This window comes from Leptospira stimsonii (assembly GCF_003545885.1).
GTDB lineage: Bacteria > Spirochaetota > Leptospiria > Leptospirales > Leptospiraceae > Leptospira > Leptospira stimsonii.
The window spans coordinates 1-21216 of the sequence record NZ_QHCT01000004.1 but is presented as its reverse complement, the minus strand read 5'-3'; the positions used below and the strand labels follow the sequence as shown (position 1 = coordinate 21216).

Genomic DNA, 21216 nt, shown 5'->3' with positions numbered 1-21216 from the left:
AATGCAGAGCCGCTGTAAGAAACGTTTCCTCGCGATATCCCCGGAAATTTCGATCTGGTTCAAACCGAAACGTTTACACAACGCGAAAATGATCTTTCCGTTTCGGTTCGAAAAAGTCCGGTGTTAGATCATCTGCTTTCATAGGAAAGAACGCCTCCTTACACAAACGAAGTGGAAGAGTTTAATCTTTTTCGTGCACCGAAACGATTCGTCTTACTTCCACGCTGTTTCCGGCACCGCCTAAGATAGGACATTCCTTGGCGATCGATACAGCATCTTCAAAATTATCCGCTAAGATCGTGATAAAACCCGCAAGGGATTCTTTGATTTCCACAAAGGGGCCGTCTCTGATCACTTGATTGGGTTTGATTACCTTGCCATCCGTGGAAAGCCCGGTGCCTCCGAGAAATCTTTTTCTCAACACGATCCCTTCCACCCAATCTTGATACTGTTTCCTATAAACTTCGAGCTGTTGCGGCGTCGGTTGCGCATCTTTCGAGATCAAATCCAATCGCATCAAGATTAAGTATTCAGCCATATTGTAAACCTCAGATTTAGTAAGAATATTTTCGATTTAAAAATGCGAAGTGTTCGTGAAAACCCGTTCCTTTCAGCTCTCTGTTGAATGGATATCCAATGAGAATTCGGAAAGGGGACGTCGAACGGAGAAAAAAAAGAAGCAGGAAGAATTGTGGTTTCCATTTCGACGGGGACCGAATCAAAATCGGAGACTTCCATACTCGCCCATTTTTCGAATGTTTTAGCGGGGTCAAAATTCTTAAAATAAGAATCTTCGTAGATCTGCATCGAATAGAAGTCGGCTCCGATTCGATTTCGGATTTCACTCTTCCTTGTCATAAAATTCTTCCAGAGTTCTTGGGTCTTATTTTCCGAGAGGGACAAGAGAACTCTCATCCCGATAAGTTTTTTTTAGGGTAACGTTTCGATACGAAATTGCATTTTTTTAAAATCATTCTCCGACAAAGGATTTCAAGATTGAATTTGTAAGAATTCGATTCTCGATTAAAAAACTAAAATCTGTCGTCGATTTCGATCCATTTGTATCGCGATTCTTCTCCTACTTCTTTCTGACAGGCACTTTGTGTTTGTAGCAGATCTCAGAGAATCGGTCCGATCAAACTTTAGAAATCGGGAATTCCTTGTAGAAGCTCCTACGAATGAATCCGGTATTTCAGAAGTTTCGCTTTTTGTAATAGCTCCTACTTTTTTCGATTTCGGGGAATCTTCGAAATCGACCGCGAAAAGACAAAACCTTCAAGGATCGATATCAAAGCCTAAAAAATATCTAAAAATATATTCAACTGCATGGTTTAGTATTTGACAATAAATTTAAATCCTATTTATTCAACTAAATGGTTGAATTGCTGAAAAAGGAAGAAAAGCTCGATCGAGTTTTTGCCGCTCTGGCGGATCATACAAGACGTCGAATGCTCGAACGTCTTCGGAAAGGATCTCTAACGATTTCGGAACTCGCGGAACCGTTCTCCATGTCGTTTGCCGGAGTCGCCAAACATATCGACGTCTTGAATAGCGCAGGTTTGGTTCGCAAGGTAAAAGCCCAGGAAGACGGAAGAAGTTTTAGACTCGAGCTTCAAAGTAAGGCAGTATCGGAAGCCTTTGCTTGGCTCACCTATCATCAAGAATTCTGGACAAACAAGCTGGATCGACTGGAAGCGTTTATGGAAGAAGAGGAATTAAAAAATGATAAACCCCGTTCTAAAAGTAGAAAAAAAAATTAACGCGGATCGGACCAGGCTCTTTCGTGCCTGGCTTGACACGGAAAACTTTTCACGATGGTTTTTGAGCGGAGATCCAATCGTTGAATCCGTTTCGATAGATCCTCGACCCGGCGGAAAGTTTCGAATCGATATGTCTCTCAATGGAAAAATATTTCCACACGAAGGAGAATATCAAACGATCGAAGAGCCGACGAAGCTGGTGTTTACCTGGCGTTCCCATGCAACGGGAGGAAGGGATACTCTGGTCACGGTTACTTTTACCGCGTTGCCGACGACTAGGATCGAAAGTTCTTCCGGCACGAATCAAAGGCCGCAGACACTTGTGACATTGATCCATGAACGTCTTGCAAACGAAAAGGAAATTCAATCCCACGATTACGGATGGACTCATATTCTCGACGCCTATTCGGAATGGTTCGACGAGAAGGGTTAAGATAACGATTTTATCGGCGATGCCGAGAATAAAAATTCAAGGAATGAGGAAGGATAAAAAAAGATGAACGGGATATATCACAAAATCGGAATACGTTCCGGCGCTGAGGAAGTGATTCAGGCATTGACGACTCAAGCTGGTCTTGCAGGTTGGTGGACGAAAGAAGTCGAAGGACCATTTTCGGGAGGAAAGTCAGAGGCAGGAGAATCGATTCGTTTTAGTTTCGGGCATAAGGCCGATATGGAGATGAAAGTGAAAGAACTCGCTCCACAACGGGTTCTCTGGGAATGCACTTCCGGACCGGAAGATTGGATCGGTTCTCATATCGATTTTAAATTGAACGCAAGCAAGGCTCCGGATGGAGCGGGATTGACGATCATTCATTTTCGACATCAAGACTGGAAGAAAGAAAGCGAATTCACCGCACATTGTAGTATGAAATGGGCGACTTTCTTACTCAGTTTAAAGAATCTTGTGGAAATGGGACAAGGTCAGCCTGCTCCGGATGATTTGAAAATCGACGACCTGAACTGACCCAAAAGGAAACTTACGTCAAAGATAGACTAACGTGCTCGGAAAAAACTCAGTGCCGTTCGTTTCTTGCAAATGGGAACGGACGCACTTTGTGGCCGGAGGCGGCCGTCTATTTTAATAACTGCAAACCCGTTTCCAAATCAGAAACGAAGATTACTCTTCCGTTTTGATTGCTTTCATAGATAAAGTCCCGAAAACTTTTGGAATCATACTGGGAAAAATCTCCTAAAACAATCATTCTCAATTTGTAGTTCGTAATCTTTTGCAGAATTTCGCCGGCAAATCCGGATTTTAGATCATAGAATTTTTGATGAAAATTCTTTTCGGAAAATACGATCGTTTCCGAAGCGGAGGAAAAAACGGTTTCCAAAAAGGAATTCGGATCCTCCAAACAAATCTCATCTTCATTAAAAAGTGTGAATGTAATGTTTCCGATTTTCATTTCCTTCATTGGTTATTCCTTGTATTCGTTTTCTAACCATTGATTTGAAATCTTTTCTAAAAGCGATCCAATTCGGATGTAATTCGAATGGTGAAGAGTTACAAATTTCCCTTAAATTGGTTACTGATTCTTGGATTGAATAGAGAGTTTTCTATGTAAATTGTCAAAATAAATTGAATTCTACTTTCGGTTTTGCCTCAAAGTTTCTTTCAAACGGAACTCCCAAAAGCGGAATCAAAAATAAGAAATCATTCTTCGAATGAACGTTAGCTGATAGCTCAATCATCGAGCCCTTTCCCATCCAGAATTCGTTTTATACATTTTTCCACTCTCGATTCACGAGTTTTAGATTGTTTTGGGGAGGAAAAATGAAGAAGATAGGCCCTTTGTCGTCCCGGCGTCAGAGAATCGAAAGCGGATTTTAGGTTAGGAACATGGTCCAATTGGCGAAGAAATTCTTCCGGGAATTCGAATTCTTTGGTTTTCTTAAACGTTACTTTTAATCCCGCCTTCTCGATTTCGATCGCTTCTTTGATATAGGCTTTCAAAATCGATTTCGCTTTAACGATTTCCTGAACATCGGTAAAGCGAATCTGGCGGGCCGCCTGTGTATTCTTCGTTTGCTGGATAAGAATTTTGTTCGGATCTTTTAACAAGGCTCCTTTGAAAAAAAGAAGCGCACAATATTCCTTGAAAACGTGTATCAAGACTATATTATTATCTTGGAATGTATAACAAGGGGCGCCCCATTTCAATCCTTCAGTCAACTTGGTATCGAGAACGATCTTTCTTAACTTCTCCAATTCGTTTTTCCATGTTTTCGTCTTCTTGAAGTATTGATCAACTTTAGGATTCGTTCTGCTCATGAATGGAACCGTTTCCTGTTTTTATGATTTGATTTGAAATCCGTAACCTTTGAGAGAAACGGATAAGAAACATTTTCTTCTTCCGGATTTTGAGGAAGAATCGAAAACGGTCTGCGACAAGTGGAACGTAGCCCTTTGCCGATAGTCTATCTGGCTATTAGAAAGAGTCATTTGAGTATCTTGGACCTCGAAGATTCTTATGTCATGGCGACTAAGAAACATTCTCCGCTCCCTGGAATCAATCCGTCACTTCGGTTTAAAAAATAGCGTTCTCGAATCTCTTCGATTGAAACATAATGAGCCTTACGAAAACCTGCCTCCTCTGCTAATTCTAAAATTTCCGTAGGCGTGAAAAAACTGATAAACGGGGTCCCCGCCTCGCGTGTTTTTTGAATCGTAAATTCTAATGTCGGTTTATCTTGCGGTTCGAGAAGCTCGATGGGAAGCATATAGGTCGTAGCGAAACAAGATCCTGGCGACAAGTTTGCCATTTGTCGCAGAGTGGAAAGATTGGCTTCTCTGGTCAAATACATTGATACGCCAGTCGAGGCGACGATCGAGGGTTTGTTCGGATCAAATCCGGATTCAACGAGTTTGTCCCACCAAGATTGACCGCCTTCAAAATCAACGGGAACGAATTTTAGATAATCCGGAATCTTCTCGAATCCGAGTTCGTTAAGACGTTGTTCTTTCCATTTCTGCGGACCGGGTTGATCGACTTCGAAGACGGTAAGACGTGAAGCGATTTCCGGGCGACGTTGTGCAAACGTATCAAGACCGGCTCCGAGGATCACGTATTGAGTAGTTCCTAATTTTACCTGCTCTTCCACTAAGTCTTCCACGAACCTCGCACGCGCAACAATCGAAGAACGAATCCGTCTTGTTCCTTCGGGATTCATATCCGGGCGATCGCGCCAATTCTGATCACCAACGAGTTTTAGGCCTAGTTCATCCTCTAATACGTGTGGATTCGAATCAACTTGAACATGAAGTGCACGCCATAAAGCGACTCGAACTGCAGTGTGCTCCGGAGCTATCTCGTTCCTTCCCATAACTTCTTCCTTTGTTTTTTAAAAGTCATCCTAAGTTAATTGTTAATTCTGTTTCTTAATTTGAAAGTGCAAATCCTTTTTGAGAGCCGCTATCGAAGTTTGACCCGAAGTTTTGAATCTTACTATTGATCCTGAATTCTGTTCTCACAAAGGAAAGTCATTCTAAAAATCAAGGCCCTTTGAGATACGACTCTGAGCTTATTGAATCGGAGAAGCCGAAAAACGAACGGAAATCTCCTTCGATGAAAAAGAATCTAAATCCTCGAATTGTGATTTTCCTCCCGGTTTTTTTCTTAATTCCACAATGGAATTTTTTCAAAACGCGTTTATTTAAGTATTGACTTAATTAAGTATTAGATTAAATATAATAACATGAATGCTTTTGGAGCGCTGGCGGACGACACAAGAAGGGAAATAGTGAGATTGGTAGCGAAGAATGGAAATCTTAGTTCGACGGAGATAAGCCGAAGATTTAAGATGAGCGCCCCCGCGATTTCACAACATTTGAAGATCTTGAAAGAAGCTCAAGTTCTTCAAATGAGGAAGGACGCACAAAAGAGAATCTATAGCCTTAACGATTCAGGAATGAATGAAATGGAAGATTGGTTAAAGGAAATTAGAGATCTATGGAATCAACGCTTGGATAAGCTGGAAAAGTATCTTTTAAAAATGAAGAAGGAGAGGTCCCGTGGAAAAAAATAAAGTAGAAACAATCATAGAAGGCAACAAAGTCATTTACAAGAGATACTTTGACGTGTCCGTCGACTTGCTCTTCGAGGCCTGGTCGTCCCAGGAACATCTTTCCGAGTGGTGGGGTCCTGACGGTTTCACGTTAACGACAAAAAGTTTAGATTTTTCCAACGGTGGAATCTGGGACTTCGTCATGCATGGTCCGGACGGGCACGATTATAAAAACAAAATACAATTCACGGAAATTAAGAAGCCGCACTCTATTATTTATAAACATCTCGGCGACGGTGAAGGAACGAAGGACGTTGACTTCGAATCAAAGATCGTCTTTGAAGAAGCCGGAGAAGGATCCAACTTAACAATGGAACAAATCTTCCCAAGCAAAGAAGAGCTTGAAAGAGTGAACCGAAAATACGGTGCGATTGAAGGAGGGAAGCAACACATGGAGAATCTCGCTAAGTATTTGAAAAAACTCGCTTAAACACGAGTAATTCGGAGTTAGGAAGAAGACCCTTCTCATTCCACCCGAACATAAGATGAACCGATTCAAATCTCTAATCACAGACGCACGATGCCTATGTTAGAGAAAGTCTCTCTTCAGTGGAACAATCATTCTCCTCGTTTCGCTCCAGCTGATAACGGGAAACACGATATCTACTGGAACGAAATATTCTGGTAGATAATGGACTAATAGAATATAAAAGAATAAATATTTAAATAATATTAATTGACTATATTCTAATATTCTATTTCTTTATGATCCATAAAACATGGGAATCTTGTTATTTCCCAGGAAGGAGAATAGAGTGAAAAAAATTACTTTTATTTTTACCCTTTTGATTGCGACCTATGCGTTCAATTGCAAAGAAGAAGGGAAAACAACAATCGAGGACTCTAAGACGATTTTAGAGGGAATTTGGGTATTAGATAGCGGATGCCAACAAGATCCGACTCCAAATCCGATTGCTTGGTTGGTTATAAGCAATAACAGGAACATTATTGCTTGTTATAAAGCATCAGGAACCGTTACTAAAGGAATTATCATCAAAGGGCAACCAGAAGGAAATTACCGTTTCGATTGGCAACAAGGCCCTCCTTCAACTGCTCAGTATCCTGTTACACAATGGAATCTCCTCGGAGTAACTACTCAAGAGAATACAAGTTGCTATTCAAGAGTAAGAAATCCGGCCTATAATCCTCCGGCTTTTTGTAAATAATTCTTTTTGAAATCGAAGATTCTATATCTGGAGGAAAATATGTCCTTCCTTCCGATATAGAATTGTTCGTCCGGTGCTGAAGATTAAAGAAAGCAAAATCCTTTTCGACTTTGTAGCCTGCTTGCCTTAACAGACGGAAATTCTGCATACTATGCGATAGATCTATCAGCGGTCCATCGAAATGTTACTAATTTAGGAATGATTCATCGTTTAAATTCATTTTGTTTGGACTTTGATATCGAAGATTTTTGCGAATCATGCTCTTAATTGTCTTACTAATATATGTCTGTATCTTAAGAAAGGATTTCTCCTATTAGAAATTTCTTATTTCGAATTACTCTAGGAATTATAAATTAGAAATAATTTATTTGAGAATTTACTTCGCCGGTGCAATGACAAAAAACCTACGCCGTCCGTAGAGACTATGACTTTTCTCTCTTACTTTACCTTAAACTCATCAGACTCGGACTTAAAAAGATCAGATTTATAAATTGGCTTTCATCCGGATTTATCTTTTTCGTTCTAACATCGATGGAGGCTCCATAAAGTTTTATTGATTCCTTTTCAATTAAATCCTTGCCGAAAGAATTTATAAATTTATCAAATCCTCTTTCAGCGTTGATTTCGAACCGCCATTGAAGGTAAAAAGAACAAGGTACTCCCGCAGGACCTTTCGGGAAAATGTCCACAAACGGTTTTCCATTTTCTTTTGCCGGACGGATCGATTCACTTCATCCGCATTCTTTTTATACTAAATTCATTTTACTTTGAGTATCTAAGATTCGATTCTTCAGCGCCTCTCTTACTAAAAACAAATTACACACTGGCGAATTGCGCCTTTCGTTTCGGAGAAAGCAAGAGTCACTCCTCCTTACCCAAACTAATTCCCAAATTCCAATTTCGGAAATGTGAAATGGATTCTCTGATTGAGAGCAATGAGGCGTATAACTTTTGTTAAACGCCATTTAGCTCATTGTCTGTAATGTCTTTTCCTTCACAGTTTGGCCGAACTAAGCGCAAACGATGTGAGCGTAGCCTGTAAATTTTGTTCGCCATTGGTGTTAATTGAGGACGTCAATTGTTCAGTTGAATCCAGAATGATTCTTAACTTAGCAATTGAAATTTCGGTGTTGATGACTATTCATTTTTCCATTTAAAGAACAGGCTTTCCGTTTAATAAAGTCAGTATCGACTTGAAAGAAATGGCGATGACTTTCTGAGTGGTAAGTGTATTTCTCATCTATTTTAATAAGAAGGAGAATGACGCGAAAGCGATCTTTGTTTCGAAAATGGAAGCTGAGCGGTTCGCCGGAATTTGAACTCTTATTTTGTAAGGGACCTTCGAATGAATTTTTATAGACTATGGCCGAAGAACGGTTTCGAGTGGGTCAATGCAGTGAACCCGGATGACTACGAATATTTTCATGAGTTGAGAGGAGAACCTTTTGCCGGAGAGTGGAAGCCTATTGAGGTGCGAAGAGTAAAAGCGGACGAAAATAAGCCGGCACGCATATCGGACTTTCCCTGGCTTGGGGGCCACGCACTTATTCTACGTGACTCAGCAATTCGGGCACTTTCAACATTTCTTCTTAAGGATGGAGAGTTGCTGTCACTTGTATGTGACGACGGTACTCCGTTGTACATATTTAATTCCCGTCTTGTGGATGCGCTAAATTACGATCTTTCCTCGGTAACATATTTTCCCGGGACGAATAGAATCATGCATTTAGCCGATGTTGTGTTGATTGAAGAACGTTTGCAGACGGTGGATATTTTTCGTCTCCCTCATCGAGCAAGCCCGACCTTCGTGAGCCAGGCAGTGCGAGAGGCCGTAGTTGCGGCAGATTTAAAGGGGTTAGATTTTGAAGAGTGTTTGGTGCTAAATAGAAGTTAACTAGAAATTTCTTGACTCTTTTTTGAAGAATAGTAAGTACATGGAGACGCGCGGAATACGAAGTCGTAACGTCTTTCAGATTAAACTTAGAAACAAAAATTTCAAATTTATTTAAGTAAAATTAAATTAATTAGGCTTATATAACAATGGATGAATTTGTGGAAACTTTCAACACCTGGAACGAGATTGCAGATTTGTATGAAGAGAAATTTATGGATTTTCCTCTTTATAACGAAACGTATGATTTTTTTTGTAAAGAATTGCCTGAAAATTCTCGCGTTTTAGAATTAGGATGCGGTCCCGGAAATATCGCAAAATATATTGTCGAAAAACGGAATGATTTGATTCTTGAGGGAATAGATATAGCCTATAATATGATCAATTTGGCGAAGAAAAATAATCCTTCCTGTACTTTTTCAGTAGGAGATATTAGAAAATATGAATCTCAACACAATAAATTTAGTGGAATTATTTGCGGTTTTTGTTTACCTTATCTATCAATATTAGAAATAAAAACTCTTATACCGAAATTAAACGAATCTTTAGAAACAAATGGACTTCTATATTTAAGCTTCGTAGAAGGCGATCCAAATCATTCTGGCATAAAGAAAGGAAAGGATAACAGAATTCTTTACTTTTATTATCATGATTTAGAGACGATTTCTAATTTACACTTCGCCAACAATTTTAAAATAGAAAAGATTTTCCAAATTGATTATAAAAATAATGATAATAGCCTAGATAATCATATCGTAGTTATTTCTAAGAGCATTAAATAGAGTCGATAACCTCCTAAATATTTCGCACATTTACAAATTAAAGAGAAGGCTCTCTTTGCCGATTGAGTTTGCGATGAGCCAATTCAAAAAAAAACCCAAAATAAGGGAGAAGAAAACGCGCACTTGAAAGTAATCCAAGTGGATGATACCCAGCTCGGGGAAAGACTTGAGCGAACTCGTAAGAGGTTCAGTGGAAGAAACCCTGAACGCTCTCTTAGATGAGGAAGCAGATAAACTCTGCAAGGCCTCGAGGTTGTTTAACATATTGCCTTGAGAAACGTCTGGAATTACTGCCCGGGAATTTCGCATAACGAAAGAGACATCTCGACGTAACGTCCCGGCGCGACTGGCCGCGAGAAGTCGTAGTTAGGCGAAGTGCCCTTATTTATCTAAACCTGTAACCAGTTTAAGCCCTACTTCAACTTCATCTAATTTATTTAATTTGAGTTTTCCTGCTTTGTTAAGAAATCTTTCTTTGTCTAAAGTCACAATTTGAGAGACATTTACGACTGAGTCTTTTGATAAATTTGAATCTTTCTTGCTAATTAGAACGTTACCCGGTGCTTCCGAAAGATTCAGATTTGATGTAATTGCGATAGAAACTATTGTATTAATATTACTTTGATTAAAAGAATCATCCTGAATTATGAGAACAGGACGTTTAAACCCAGGTTCACTTCCAAAAGGAATTCCCAAATCCACCCACCAGATTTCACCACGAATCATTTTTTAAACTCTTGCGAAGCGATTCAACGGATAAATCAGTAATATTATTTTTAGTTTCTTTGGACTTGTTCTTGTAAATTTGATTCAATTTCTCAGTTACAGATTCCTTACTATGAGATTGAATAAATTCTTCTAATGCTTTTGCAAATAGTTGGCTACGTGGAATTCCAAGTTTTTTGGCTGTTTTCTCAGCAGTTTTAAATAGCTCATCAGGAATTGAAATTGCCGTTTTCATATTCTTGGTATAACTTTGGTCATACCAATGTCAACTTTAAAATAGACTGATTTTGGGTCGAAATTTAGAAAATAAGCCGACATATTGTCTTTTGGTTTCCTTCTTCAATATCAAGCTAAACTTAGGGCATTTCGCATAACGACAGAGACTTCTCGACCTTTGCGGTCCTGGAGCGTTTGTGCGCTAAGGGGTCGCGAACTTCTATTTCTGAGAATCTCTTCTTTTACTATTTAACCAAGTTCGCGAAGCGATGTGTCCAAGACCGAAGTGAGTCCCGAACGGAAACCGTGAGTGGCGAACGAAGCGGCAAGCGTAGGTTTCTCGACGTTTGCGGTTCTGAAGCGCGCTAAACGCGCGGAAGAATTGGCGCGAGGCTTGAGCTACCTTAGTCTCGTCCCGCAAGCCGAGTTACAAAGCAAATGTGCCGAAGGCCAAGCGAGGGTTGCGATAGCAATCCCGAAGCGACGCGAGAAGCCGAAGTTATACGCCGTTGCTAAACAACTAAATAGAAAGTTCTTTTTGAAGTTCTACTTCTTTTTTAAGAACTTTGTTAATGATAGAATTTAAGTCTTTACCTTTAGAAGAGGCAATTTTGGAAAAATATTCCTCGATATCATTATCAAGATATATCGGCAAATGAATATTTTTTTTGTCTTCTATAAAGAAGACGCCTTTTTTACCTTTAGAGAAGTCGTAATGTTTTTTCATTTCTTAATCTTTGCCTATTCTTTGGAGGTATTCTTTTTCTTCCAATTTATCAGCTTTTCTGGCGGAAATTATTCTTAACTTTTCTTCTTCATTATTCGTTTTGTCCACAAAAACAACTACGATTATAGTAAAATTTTCAATTTTTCCAAGAACAAGCCACCTTTCCTCATTTTCTGAATGGTTTTCATCGGAAATGTAGATTGCATCTTTATCTAAAAAGACCTTAGAGGCTTGTTTAAATGATATTTGATGCTTTTTAAGATTCGAAGCGTTTTTCTTTTCATCCCATTCAAAAAGCATTTAGATTAGAATTATTTTAGATGAAGCAGTAGTAAATCAGAATATTTTAGCCATTTTCTTTTTGGAATTAAAAGATTTTAATTTCATGGCGCCTAACGAAAGAGGCTTCTCGACGTTCGCGGTTCTGGAGCGCGCTAAACGCGCGAAAGAATTGGAACGAGGTTCGAGCGACCTTAGTCGCGGCTCGCGAACCGAGTTACAAAGCGAATGTGGCTTTAGCCCGGAGTGAGCGCGAGCAGGAACCGTGAGTCGCGAACGCAGTGAGAAGCCGAAGTTAGGCGAAGTAATCGCCTTAGATCAAAGCTAAAGCCAATTTTCTAACTTTAGCTTTGGAATCCTTTTAAATTCTTTCTCATTATTGGTAACTAAAATTCCATTGGAGCTTAGAACAACGGATGCAATTACTAAGTCATTTGGACCAATAGGGATTCCTTGAATTTCTAAATCACTTCGAACTTCAGCATAAATTTCGGATTCTATATCATTAAATCCGATAATTTCAAATGGATCGAGAAAACTTAAAACAACTTCCCTATTCTTCTTTTTACCGTTGCTTTTCAAGGCACCTAAAAGTAACTCTGCCTTTACAATCGAAGGTATTTTAATACGATTTGGATTTAACTTCCTAATATTCTTCTCAATATTTTCGCTTTTACCTTTTAAGAAATAAATACAAGTATTCGTATCTAGAAAATAATTCACAATTCTTCCCTTTTCGTATCAGAGGCAAATTTTAACCTTTTAGGTTCAGAAAACGATTCGTCTTGAATTGAGCCAAAAAGGTTAAAATACTCTTCAGGCCAACTCTTATCGAAAGAGCTTTGTATTTTCACTCTAACCCACTGGGAAATAGAAATCTTTTCTTTCTTAGCGGCGGTTTCTATCTTTTTTAAAGTATCTTGATCGAGATATAATGAGACTTGAGGCATATAGCTTATTCTCCTTATTGCAAGTATAAGCGCAAGTATATCCTTTGTCAAGACAGTAAAAGAACAAAAGCAGGTCTGAAATTTACCTTTTAAGGCTAAACTAAGCGATTATTGCGTCTAACGAAAGAGGCTTCTCGACGTTTGCGGTCCTGGAGCGCGCTAAACGCGCGAAAGGATTGTCACTCGGTTTGAGTGAGCCTTAGTGAACGGCTCGCAAACCGAAGTGACAAAGCAAATGTGCCGAAGGCCAAGCAAGGGTTGCGGAGCAATCCCGAAGCGCCGCGAGAAGCCGCAGTTAGACGACGTATTGCATTATCCTAAAGGAAGCGAAGAATTCCTAAAATGATCTTTTGGATATATGGATTTGTGAATAGCGTCCTCAGAAGTACCCGCCTTCAATAAAATCAACATCACTAAGAATATCTCTAATGTTCTATCAATTGAAGGTGATTTTTCGAAGTCCACAAGGTCGATTGCGTCCTCCGGCAATCTATGCGTATAGTAATTTCGAGTATCAACAACACGAGATACAAATTTTTGAGAATCAGTTGCAATCCATTTACTTAAAGACCAAGGCAAATCATTCATTAATTGCATCAGTCTGTTTCGTAATGATATTTCATTTCCATATTTTAAGCGACCGCGCAGAGCATCTTTTAAACTCAAAGGGATATCGGATGAAAGATGTGAAACTGCTTGTTGCAAAATTGGCAGGTGATTTTGTTTATACTTTTCTTGTTCTATATAATACTGGCTACTTGAATAAACTATTCTATGAAAATTCTCTATTGCTTGTAGAATATAGAGAAACTTTTGTTCCTTTGTTGGAAATTGGCTTATGAAAAAAAGTGAATTGATGATTTCTGCAAAGGCTGGCTTCTCCGAAATTAATAACCAGAAATTATTAATCCATTCAGGGAAATTTCCTTTAACATTATCATATTTAATAATGAAATAATAATTTATTGCTTCCTCTTGTATTGCTTGAATAGGATTTCTCAATAATTTAACCTCTTTGCCCTCTTCCGTAAATAAATTTATTTGGTTAAACCCTATTGGACAAAAACTTGATATCGAAAATATTTTACACAACGTTTCTGCCGCAGAAACGATTTTCCTAAACGAACATTTTTCCTTAAAACTACTGTATGCGATCAAAGGCAAAGAATAAGATATCGACTTGTATTCCTGTAGCGACAAATTCGGGAATGGCCGAAACTCTAAAGTAAACTTATCATTTACATTCACAATAGGTATTTCTACTTTTCGCGCCGTTACTTTTAAACTTAGATCTTCTTCAATCTCTGGTAGCAAAGGGCTATGCCCGAACCATTCATCGATACTTTTCGATGTAAAATTTGATTTCTTGAATATTTCTATGTTTTCATCAAATATATGAATGCCTAATAGTATCCACTCAGGAAAACAATGAAGATTAACATTTAAATTCATCGAATTATGATCATTCGAATTAAATATTGAATATTTACCAATGATAACTTTTACATTAATTAAAGTAATCGGTTCACCTTGCTCATTAGTAGCATGTAAAATATAATAAATCTCTTTCATTGAGTTTAAATCATCTCGGCTCCAATTTATTCCAAACAAGTTGATTTGATGAGTTTTATCATAGAACTCAAAAGTTGCGGAAAGTTTTCGTTCGGGATTTTCAATGAACCAACATTGACCTTTAATAGTTTTATTATTCATAGAGTTAAAATGCAATATGTCGTCTAACGAAAGAGGCTTCTCGACGTTCGCGTTCCCGAAGCGCTTGTGCGCAAAGGGATTGACGGAGGCTTGAGCGAACCTTAGTGAGCGGTCACAAGCCGAACGTCAAAGCGAATGTGGCTTTAGCCCGCAGTGAGTCCGAGCGGGAACCGTGAGTGACGAACGAAGCGAGAAGTCGAAGTTAGACGAAGTGCAAGCAAGGTCTCCAAATGATGACGTTCAATCTTCAAGTGATGGAATAATTAAAATACTAGACTTCCATTGTTCCGGAAAGAGATAAAAAAAATTCTTACCTAAAAGGACAAATTCAATTAGTAGTGTTTTGGTCGGGTCAGGGAATTCACCAATTACAGCAAATGTCATCTCATCATTTGGATTTATCTGCAAATTTCCATTTAACCCTTGTATATATTTGCTTGTAAGGAAATTGTTTTCATACTCATGTCGCTTCGTGCCCAATACTTTCATTTCCACAGATGTCCCCGCAATCAGATCTGAAGAAATTGGAGTATTAAAAGCTTTGGCATCGTAAATTTTTATAAAATTAGTCTTACTCGTTACTTCTGCATGAAGGTAGATTAATCGCTTACCATCGTTAAGCCTCGATTTACAATCAAGTTTGATTCCGATTCCAGTATAGAAAACCCCACTTACAAATTGATAAGTAAAGAATACTAACGCACCAAAAATTCCAATTATTTTTAAATAAGTATCAATGATGTTCGAATTAATTTTTGTTAACTCGAAAGCAAAATGTTGAAAAACCCATAAAAAAACAAGAAAAGACAGAATTACCAAGGTTAATGAGATAAAGTTTCGAAAATGAATTTTACCTTTGAAAAAATAATACGAATAAACGAGACAAACAATAAGAAATCCAATACTTAGAATATTAACAAAAATCATAAGGACCTCCTCTATTATTTAAATAGAAATTTTTCATATAAAGGTTCATAGTTTTGCGAGCATTTCGTCTAACGAAAGAGGCTTCTCGACGTTGCGTCCGCAAGCGCTTGTGCGCGACGCGGTTGGCACGAGGTTCGAGCGACCTTAGTCGCGGCTCGCGAACCGAAGTGACAAAGCAATGTGGCGGAGCCCGTAGTGAGCGCGAGCGGGAACCGTGAGTCGCGAACGCAGTGAGAAGCCGAAGTTAGGCGACGTTTTTGCCGAAGCACTAACAAATTACGCCAAGGATGGCGTTTTTAGTTTTTAATTCCTAAAATATTTAATGCTTTAGAATTGTTTTTAAGAATGAACAACATTCTCTGAGCTGGACCTTGCGGAATGTTTTTTCCCGATTCCCAAGCTTCAATTGTTTTAGCAGAGACACCTAATGCTTGAGCGAAAGTATTTTGAGTAAGATGTAAATTGGTCCTGATATTTCTAATTTCTTTACCTTTAAATGTTGGTAATTTCTGAATCTCAATAATCTGCGCTTTTACACCAGGAACTTTTTTACCTTTCGTGTATTCAATTGCTTCATTAAGTCCTTTAGAAAGACTATTAAATAGTTTGCTACTTTCTTTTTTCATGTCGTTCTCTCTTCGATTGAATTAATTCTTTTAGAGAAGTTACTAAATCCGCTAAGATCGTAAGTTCTTTCTTTGAAAGATTTTCTTTATCGTTCTTTTCAAGAAGTGTTATTAAAAATAATACTGAGAATTCTTCAATATCCAAATAAAAGACTCGAATTCCACCACTCTTACCGATTCCTTTCTTTTTCCATCGTATCTTTCTTATTCCGTTAGAACCTTTAATTACAGGACCGTATTTTGGATTTTCTAAAAGAAACTCTTGAAGTTCTTTTAACTCTTCATCTTCAAGTCCGGCTTTCTTCCAAAATAGATCGAAATCTGGAAGGTGAATGAATATTCTCTTCAATAAATCAATTAACCCTATTTAATAGGGTATTGTCAATCTCTAAATCCTTACAAAATCTTGGTTTAAATCGCCGCATGGACGCGGCGAAAGTAATCGGAGAAGCCTTGGCAAAAATGTTCGCCTAACGACAGAAGCTTGCCGACGTTGCGTCCCCGGAGCGCCTTTGCGCGAAAGGGTCGCGAACTTCTATTTCTGAAGATCCTTTCTATTACTACTTAGCCAAGTTCGCGAAGCGATGTGTCGAAGACCGAAGTGAGTCCCGAACGGGAACCGTGAGTGGCGAACGAAGCGGCAAGCGTTAGTTAGCCGCTGTTTGCCCAATCAATATCAAATTGCATCGCGGGGACTGCTGGGGGCCCAAGAAACATTGATTACAGAAATAGTAACTTTTAAACTTTAAAGTTTTTCCTGGAAGGAAAGACCAATACAGAAAAGCAATAACACTTCTTTCTTAATTTCTGGATTAGAATCAAATTAGTCTAGTAGAGAAGAACAAATCCGGAATTTCCCCTTGCCCCGCTTCGTCCCCGCGCCTTTTTCCGTCATCTCCCGGGCAAATGGCGGCTAACGAAAGAGGCTTCTCGACGTTTGCGTTCCCGAAGCGCTTGTGCGCGAAGGGATTTAAACTCAACTTGAGTGAGCCTTAGCGAACGTCTCGCAAGTTGAGTTTAAAAGCAAATGTGCCGAAGGCCGAAGTGAGTCCGAGCGGGAACCGTGAGTGACGAACGGAGCGAGAAGTCGAAGTTAGGCGACGTACCGTTTTTATAACAAAATATCTAACAGTGAAATAGTTAAATTTAGAATCATTTCTGCATCGTCAATATTATAATCTGCAGGTGCCTCGTGGACGTGTTCATTTCTTTCTGATCGTAGTCCGTGCAAAAAGTGATAATGGGGTTTTCTAATTAATTTCTCACTGTAAAGTTTTTCTATCGCTTCATTAAACGAAACAGAGTTATATTTCTTTTGTAGTATGTATTCGAGTGCCGTTGAACTCAATATAACTGTCGCTCTCGGCATATCATATAAAAATGCTGTTTGAGCTTCACGCATTAGTGATTGAAGAATTTTATCTTTAATTAAAATCTGACTCTTCTTAATTACTCGAATCTTTAAATTCTTTTTTCGAACCTCCTTAAGAAAGTTCTGAAATTGAAAATATTTCTCTCGGCTACTTAGAAATTCAAAAAAGTGATTTCTAAGCGAAAGATAATGGTTAAATTCTTCTTGATAGCTATTAAATTGTTGAAGTTTAATCTTTTCTTCATTTTTGGGTTGGGCCATTGCAACGCCAATCAATCCCCCTAATGCCATCAAGAGAATATTTTCACCTGTTTTATCTTGCGCCATAGAAATCCAGAATCCGTCTAAAACGACAATTCAGAATTGGTTTTCTCAATATTTAACAATACTTGAATTTGCGCATTGTAGTCTCTGTCAAGATCTGTTAGCAATTTCTTAGTTGTTACTTCCAAGTCGTGGTCTCGTTCCAAAGTTTCAATTTGATCCTGACTATAGCCATAATCCGGAGCATTTTGTATCAGTTGAGATAGATTAAAAATATATGAATTAATATTTTTCGGTCCATATAAATTAGAACTTATTATGTTACCTACAGTCGTTAATGTATTCAAATACAAAGAAAGAAGTTTACTTCTGTCTTCATCATTAATCGGTCTACGAAGTAATCTTTCCCGAATAATAGCTGAGGTATGATTAATATCTCCCCTGTCTACTACTGCTTGTCTAATTTCAGGTGTTGCTTTCTCAAAAAGCTGAAAATTGTATAAAAAACCGATGACTTCATTCAATCGGTCCATTATATTAACCAAAAAAGTTATATTTATCATTTTTCTCTCCTAATAATAAATTCGGTATGTCGCCTAACGAAAGAGACTTCTCGACGTTCGCGTTCCCGAAGCGCCTGTGCGCGAAGGGATTGACGGAGGCTTGAGCGAACCTTAGTGAGCGATTACAAGCCGAACGGCAAAGCGAATGTGGCGTAGCCCGAAGTGAGTCCGAGCGGGAACCGCGAGTGACGAACGAAGCGAGAAGCCGAAGTTATGCGCCGTAGAAACTTATAGCTATACAAAAACTGCATAAAGATAAAATCTCGTTTTATTCGATCGAAATATTTCTTAGCTTATTAATAATAATTTTCTTCCTTTGCTCTATAAAATTTTCATAATTATCAAAAGAATAATCATTGATAATTGGGATCGAATGCCTTTCCTTAAAAAAAGCATCTCTTGTAAGAGACCACTGATCCCAAGATGTTGAATTTTTTGAGAGATTCTCAGAATTAGTTAATAGCTGAAGATTTAATATGGTATTGAAAGTTTTAAGGTAATTATTAATTTTTAGCTCAGAATATCCCCTTTTTTTCAATTTAGTTTTAGTAAATTCTGACTTAGGAAAAATATGATCTTCATGATAAACATTATCTTTCCAATCTCTGTCTGGATACAGCAGAGATAAAACTAAATATGAATATTTAGTTTTATAGTTTATCTGAGTAATATTCTCCAGTTCGATATCGGAGAAAGAAGGCTCTTGAACCAGAGCTTTGTTTAATGCTTTGTAAGGAAAAGTTACGATATTTTGATTAGATAAAACTACTTCTCTAACTTTTCTTAAAATCGAATCAGAAGAGCTTCCAAAGCTTCCTTTGATTAAACTGAGAATAAGCCATTTCTGAATAATATTTTGCATTTTTACATCCAAAATATTTGTGGATAAATGATAGTTTAATTTATTGTTTTTGCTGATATAAAGAGCAATAGGCAATAAAACTCCTGAAGAAGTTAGATTATTTCTAGAAAAGCCAAATTTCGAAACAAGATGGATAGTCTGATTAATTGTACTTTTAATATTTTCCCAATTCTTTTCAATCTTTTCCAAGTTCGCCTTGGTAAAGTTTTTCACTTTATACTGAATCAATAATTCTTCTGTGAGAAATAATGATCCCTTTAATACAAAATCTTTATCAAAATTATATCCATCCCCGATCGAGTTAATATCATCTGTGAAATTATACAATTCATCGCGAGCGTTAAGCTCACTCCATTTAGCTGTAGCCGTCGAAAGAAGTATATCGGAGTAATCTAATTTTTTTCCGCCAGTATTAGCTCTAATAAAGACTTCAACAACCTTGTCATAATCTTGAGATTTTTCCTCATAAAAGTTTATGAGCTTATATGTATGAATTCTCGAGTGGAGTTGGCCTATCAATTTTTTAGCATTGGTTTTCTTGCTATCACCAAAGGTCATTAATAAACTATCTATATCATTTTTTGCATCTTCCGCATCAAGAAAATCCAGTATTCTACCTACAGGATACCAGAGCTCATTATTATCTCCAGCTTCATTTTCGCGAAATTGAAATTGGTAAGTTAGTTCATCGGGGTTTTCCTCATCTCTTTTAGGTTCCTTAAGAATATTCAGATATAAAAATTCTTTTCGCTTTCTATAATAGAAGTATGTATATGAACCTTTTAACCCAATGAATAATGATGTTAATCTCTGCTGACCATCTAAAACAAGAAAAATATCCTTATTAATTCCGGACAAGTCAGCTTCTTGATTATGTGGATTCTCAAAGTCAAAGTCAGTGATAAATCTGTATGTAATCCAATCCTTTTTATTTTCTTCCTTTATCTTCCAAAAAAGGAAAGAGCTAATTGGATAATCGCTCATTATTGAGTCAAAGAGCCTTTCTATCATTGCAATATCCCAAACATATTCTCGTTGAATCGCTGGCAAATACAGGTCCCGATTTATATTCTCAATTACAATATCTCTTATACATTTTGATTCGTAAGTCATAATTAACCTCTTGGTAGATATCTGTTTTGTATTTGATTGAAATAAGTGCGATTATACAAGTTTCTATGGCGCATAACGAAAGAGGCTTCTCGACGTTGCGTCCGCAAGCGCTTGTGCGCGACGCGGTTGGCACGAGGTTCGAGGCGCCTTAGCGCCGACTCGCGAACCGAAGTGACAAAGCAATGTGCCGAAGGCCGGAGTGAGCGCGAGCGGGAACCGTGAGTCGCGAACGCAGTGAGAAGCCGTAGTTATGCGACGTGCACTGTGTTTACTATTTTTCCTGCAGTCCAAAGTAAAAAATCCAGTTTCTTTGCATTGGATATTTTACCAAATTTTTCATATTTATCATCAAATTCATTCAATAGTCCATAGGAAGTGTCTCTATCAAAAAAGAATGAATAAAAATCATTTAAGTCATTATAAAATTTATTGTAAATATGAGCCTTTTTATTCCAATCTCTCTCTTGATAAGGTGGTTTAAAGGAAAATACTTTTGCAACTCGACTATCATAAATAGGCTTATTATTATCTAATGTGTGCATCAATTTCGTTATAAATGAAAATTGAAAACTTTCAGATTTATCAAAAGATTCAATTATATCTTCAAGACATGGAACTTGTTGATAATCACGATACTTTTCCATGGTTCTAAAATAATTTTCCTTAAAATCTTGTGATATTTTCGCAGCATTCAACCCATAAAAGGAACTAAACATAAATCTAAACACATGATTTTCAGATATATTTGAATTTTTAAATGCATCCTTTATAAAGTTGTAAACTATAATTGATTCAATATTTATATTATTGAATACTTTTTCGCGATTAAAATAAAGCTTCGAGAATATATCTGTAAAATCTGATTTCATATTAAATCATTATTCGTCATATGAAGGCAAAAAGCGACCAATTTTAGCTTTGAGTTCAAACTAAAATCTATCCTTTAATTTTATAAATAAAAAAGTCGATCTAAATCTGTATAAAAATTTGACCTAAGTGCATGTCGCATAACGAAAGAGACTTCTCGACGTTGCGGCCGCAAGCGCTTGTGCGCGACGCGGTTGGAACGAGGTTCGAGCGCCCTTAGGCGCGTCTCGCGAACCGAAGTGACAAAGCAATGTGGCTTTAGCCCGGAGTGAGTCCGAGCGGGAACCGTGAGTGACGAACGGAGCGAGAAGTCGAAGTTAGGCGACGTTATGAATTTGCTCTAA

General features: G+C 37.9%; 27 protein-coding genes. 8 read left to right on the top strand and 19 right to left on the bottom strand.

The window, feature by feature from the left end:
• Positions 1-181: 181 nt before the first annotated feature.
• Both DLM75_RS14485 and DLM75_RS14480 read right to left on the bottom strand, forming a co-directional pair.
• Positions 182-538 carry a YciI family protein gene (locus tag DLM75_RS14485; RefSeq protein WP_118969232.1) on the bottom strand — a complete coding sequence of 119 codons (357 nt, stop codon included), beginning with the start codon at positions 536-538 and terminating at the stop codon, positions 182-184.
• Positions 523-858, bottom strand: a complete 336-nt coding sequence (locus tag DLM75_RS14480; RefSeq protein WP_147456642.1) for a hypothetical protein — start codon at positions 856-858, stop codon at positions 523-525. The genes DLM75_RS14485 and DLM75_RS14480 overlap by 16 nt, the downstream gene beginning before the upstream one ends.
• A 590-nt stretch (positions 859-1448) precedes the next feature.
• Between DLM75_RS14480 and DLM75_RS14475 the strand changes: the two genes are divergently transcribed.
• From DLM75_RS14475 to DLM75_RS14465, 3 genes are all read left to right on the top strand, one after another.
• Positions 1449-1760 (top strand): ArsR/SmtB family transcription factor, encoded by a 312-nt coding sequence (locus DLM75_RS14475; protein ID WP_241547939.1) that lies wholly within the window; start codon positions 1449-1451, stop codon positions 1758-1760.
• The gene (locus DLM75_RS14470) at positions 1723-2193 is read left to right on the top strand and encodes an SRPBCC family protein (RefSeq protein WP_118969229.1); all 471 of its coding nucleotides are present in this window, start codon (positions 1723-1725) and stop codon (positions 2191-2193) included. Before DLM75_RS14475 ends, DLM75_RS14470 begins: the two co-directional genes overlap by 38 nt.
• 63 nt (positions 2194-2256) lie before the next feature.
• The gene (locus DLM75_RS14465; RefSeq protein WP_118969228.1) at positions 2257-2727 is read left to right on the top strand and encodes an SRPBCC family protein; all 471 of its coding nucleotides are present in this window, start codon (positions 2257-2259) and stop codon (positions 2725-2727) included.
• 109 nt (positions 2728-2836) lie between these two features.
• Here the strand turns inward: DLM75_RS14465 and DLM75_RS14460 are convergent, their stop codons facing one another.
• The 3 genes from DLM75_RS14460 to DLM75_RS14450 all read right to left on the bottom strand — a co-directional run bounded on the left by DLM75_RS14460 (position 2837) and on the right by DLM75_RS14450 (position 5087).
• Entirely contained in the window at positions 2837-3178 is a 342-nt protein-coding gene (locus DLM75_RS14460) for a DUF4180 domain-containing protein (RefSeq protein WP_118969227.1), read from the bottom strand.
• Between the two features lie 269 nt (positions 3179-3447).
• Complete coding sequence (locus DLM75_RS14455) at positions 3448-4035, bottom strand: YdeI/OmpD-associated family protein (RefSeq protein ID WP_118969226.1); 588 nt, start codon at positions 4033-4035, stop codon at positions 3448-3450.
• Between the two features lie 197 nt (positions 4036-4232).
• The gene (locus tag DLM75_RS14450; RefSeq protein ID WP_118969225.1) at positions 4233-5087 is read right to left on the bottom strand and encodes a class I SAM-dependent methyltransferase; all 855 of its coding nucleotides are present in this window, start codon (positions 5085-5087) and stop codon (positions 4233-4235) included.
• A 372-nt stretch (positions 5088-5459) separates the two neighbouring features.
• Here DLM75_RS14450 and DLM75_RS14445 point away from each other — a divergent pair, with 372 nt between their 5' ends.
• The 5 genes from DLM75_RS14445 (at position 5460) to DLM75_RS14420 (ending at position 9667) form a co-directional block, all read left to right on the top strand.
• On the top strand, positions 5460-5789 hold the full coding sequence (locus DLM75_RS14445) for an ArsR/SmtB family transcription factor (RefSeq protein ID WP_118969224.1): 330 nt from the start codon (positions 5460-5462) through the stop codon (positions 5787-5789).
• Positions 5776-6258: an SRPBCC family protein gene (locus tag DLM75_RS14440; RefSeq protein ID WP_118969223.1), complete on the top strand. Its 483-nt coding sequence runs from the start codon at positions 5776-5778 to the stop codon at positions 6256-6258. Before DLM75_RS14445 ends, DLM75_RS14440 begins: the two co-directional genes overlap by 14 nt.
• Positions 6259-6583: 325 nt before the next feature.
• Positions 6584-6994, top strand: coding sequence for a hypothetical protein (locus DLM75_RS14435; RefSeq protein ID WP_118969222.1), 411 nt, complete (start codon positions 6584-6586; stop codon positions 6992-6994).
• A 1345-nt stretch (positions 6995-8339) separates the two neighbouring features.
• Positions 8340-8888 carry an imm11 family protein gene (locus tag DLM75_RS14425; protein ID WP_118969220.1) on the top strand — a complete coding sequence of 183 codons (549 nt, stop codon included), beginning with the start codon at positions 8340-8342 and terminating at the stop codon, positions 8886-8888.
• A gap of 158 nt (positions 8889-9046) precedes the next feature.
• Positions 9047-9667 (top strand): class I SAM-dependent DNA methyltransferase, encoded by a 621-nt coding sequence (locus DLM75_RS14420; protein ID WP_158586478.1) that lies wholly within the window; start codon positions 9047-9049, stop codon positions 9665-9667.
• A 381-nt stretch (positions 9668-10048) separates the two neighbouring features.
• On the opposite strand, the gene DLM75_RS14415 is transcribed toward DLM75_RS14420, so the two are convergent.
• The 14 genes from DLM75_RS14415 to DLM75_RS14340 form a co-directional block, all read right to left on the bottom strand.
• Positions 10049-10393: a type II toxin-antitoxin system PemK/MazF family toxin gene (locus DLM75_RS14415; RefSeq protein WP_118969218.1), complete on the bottom strand. Its 345-nt coding sequence runs from the start codon at positions 10391-10393 to the stop codon at positions 10049-10051.
• Positions 10380-10628 (bottom strand): ChpI protein, encoded by a 249-nt coding sequence (locus DLM75_RS14410; protein WP_118969217.1) that lies wholly within the window; start codon positions 10626-10628, stop codon positions 10380-10382. Before DLM75_RS14410 ends, DLM75_RS14415 begins: the two co-directional genes overlap by 14 nt.
• A 501-nt stretch (positions 10629-11129) precedes the next feature.
• The gene (locus tag DLM75_RS14405; RefSeq protein WP_020775355.1) at positions 11130-11336 is read right to left on the bottom strand and encodes a hypothetical protein; all 207 of its coding nucleotides are present in this window, start codon (positions 11334-11336) and stop codon (positions 11130-11132) included.
• A gap of 3 nt (positions 11337-11339) precedes the next feature.
• On the bottom strand, positions 11340-11636 hold the full coding sequence (locus tag DLM75_RS14400; protein WP_118969216.1) for a BrnT family toxin: 297 nt from the start codon (positions 11634-11636) through the stop codon (positions 11340-11342).
• 303 nt (positions 11637-11939) lie between these two features.
• Positions 11940-12338, bottom strand: a complete 399-nt coding sequence (gene vapC, locus DLM75_RS14390; protein WP_118969215.1) for a type II toxin-antitoxin system tRNA(fMet)-specific endonuclease VapC — start codon at positions 12336-12338, stop codon at positions 11940-11942.
• Entirely contained in the window at positions 12335-12565 is a 231-nt protein-coding gene (locus DLM75_RS14385) for a ribbon-helix-helix domain-containing protein (protein WP_118969214.1), read from the bottom strand. Before DLM75_RS14385 ends, vapC begins: the two co-directional genes overlap by 4 nt.
• 312 nt (positions 12566-12877) lie before the next feature.
• Positions 12878-14278 (bottom strand): HEPN domain-containing protein, encoded by a 1401-nt coding sequence (locus DLM75_RS14380; protein ID WP_147456641.1) that lies wholly within the window; start codon positions 14276-14278, stop codon positions 12878-12880.
• Between the two features lie 240 nt (positions 14279-14518).
• On the bottom strand, positions 14519-15205 hold the full coding sequence (locus tag DLM75_RS14375) for a hypothetical protein (protein WP_118969212.1): 687 nt from the start codon (positions 15203-15205) through the stop codon (positions 14519-14521).
• A gap of 296 nt (positions 15206-15501) precedes the next feature.
• The gene (locus DLM75_RS14365) at positions 15502-15831 is read right to left on the bottom strand and encodes a helix-turn-helix domain-containing protein (protein ID WP_010577046.1); all 330 of its coding nucleotides are present in this window, start codon (positions 15829-15831) and stop codon (positions 15502-15504) included.
• Positions 15815-16180, bottom strand: coding sequence for a type II toxin-antitoxin system RelE/ParE family toxin (locus DLM75_RS14360; protein WP_118969211.1), 366 nt, complete (start codon positions 16178-16180; stop codon positions 15815-15817). Before DLM75_RS14360 ends, DLM75_RS14365 begins: the two co-directional genes overlap by 17 nt.
• Before the next feature lie 762 nt (positions 16181-16942).
• Positions 16943-17530, bottom strand: a complete 588-nt coding sequence (locus DLM75_RS14355; protein WP_118969210.1) for a DUF4145 domain-containing protein — start codon at positions 17528-17530, stop codon at positions 16943-16945.
• Between the two features lie 17 nt (positions 17531-17547).
• On the bottom strand, positions 17548-18030 hold the full coding sequence (locus DLM75_RS14350) for a hypothetical protein (protein WP_118969209.1): 483 nt from the start codon (positions 18028-18030) through the stop codon (positions 17548-17550).
• A 268-nt stretch (positions 18031-18298) separates the two neighbouring features.
• Entirely contained in the window at positions 18299-20005 is a 1707-nt protein-coding gene (locus tag DLM75_RS14345; RefSeq protein ID WP_118969208.1) for a GmrSD restriction endonuclease domain-containing protein, read from the bottom strand.
• 248 nt (positions 20006-20253) lie between these two features.
• Complete coding sequence (locus DLM75_RS14340; protein ID WP_118969207.1) at positions 20254-20874, bottom strand: hypothetical protein; 621 nt, start codon at positions 20872-20874, stop codon at positions 20254-20256.
• Between the last annotated feature and the right edge of the window lie 342 nt (positions 20875-21216).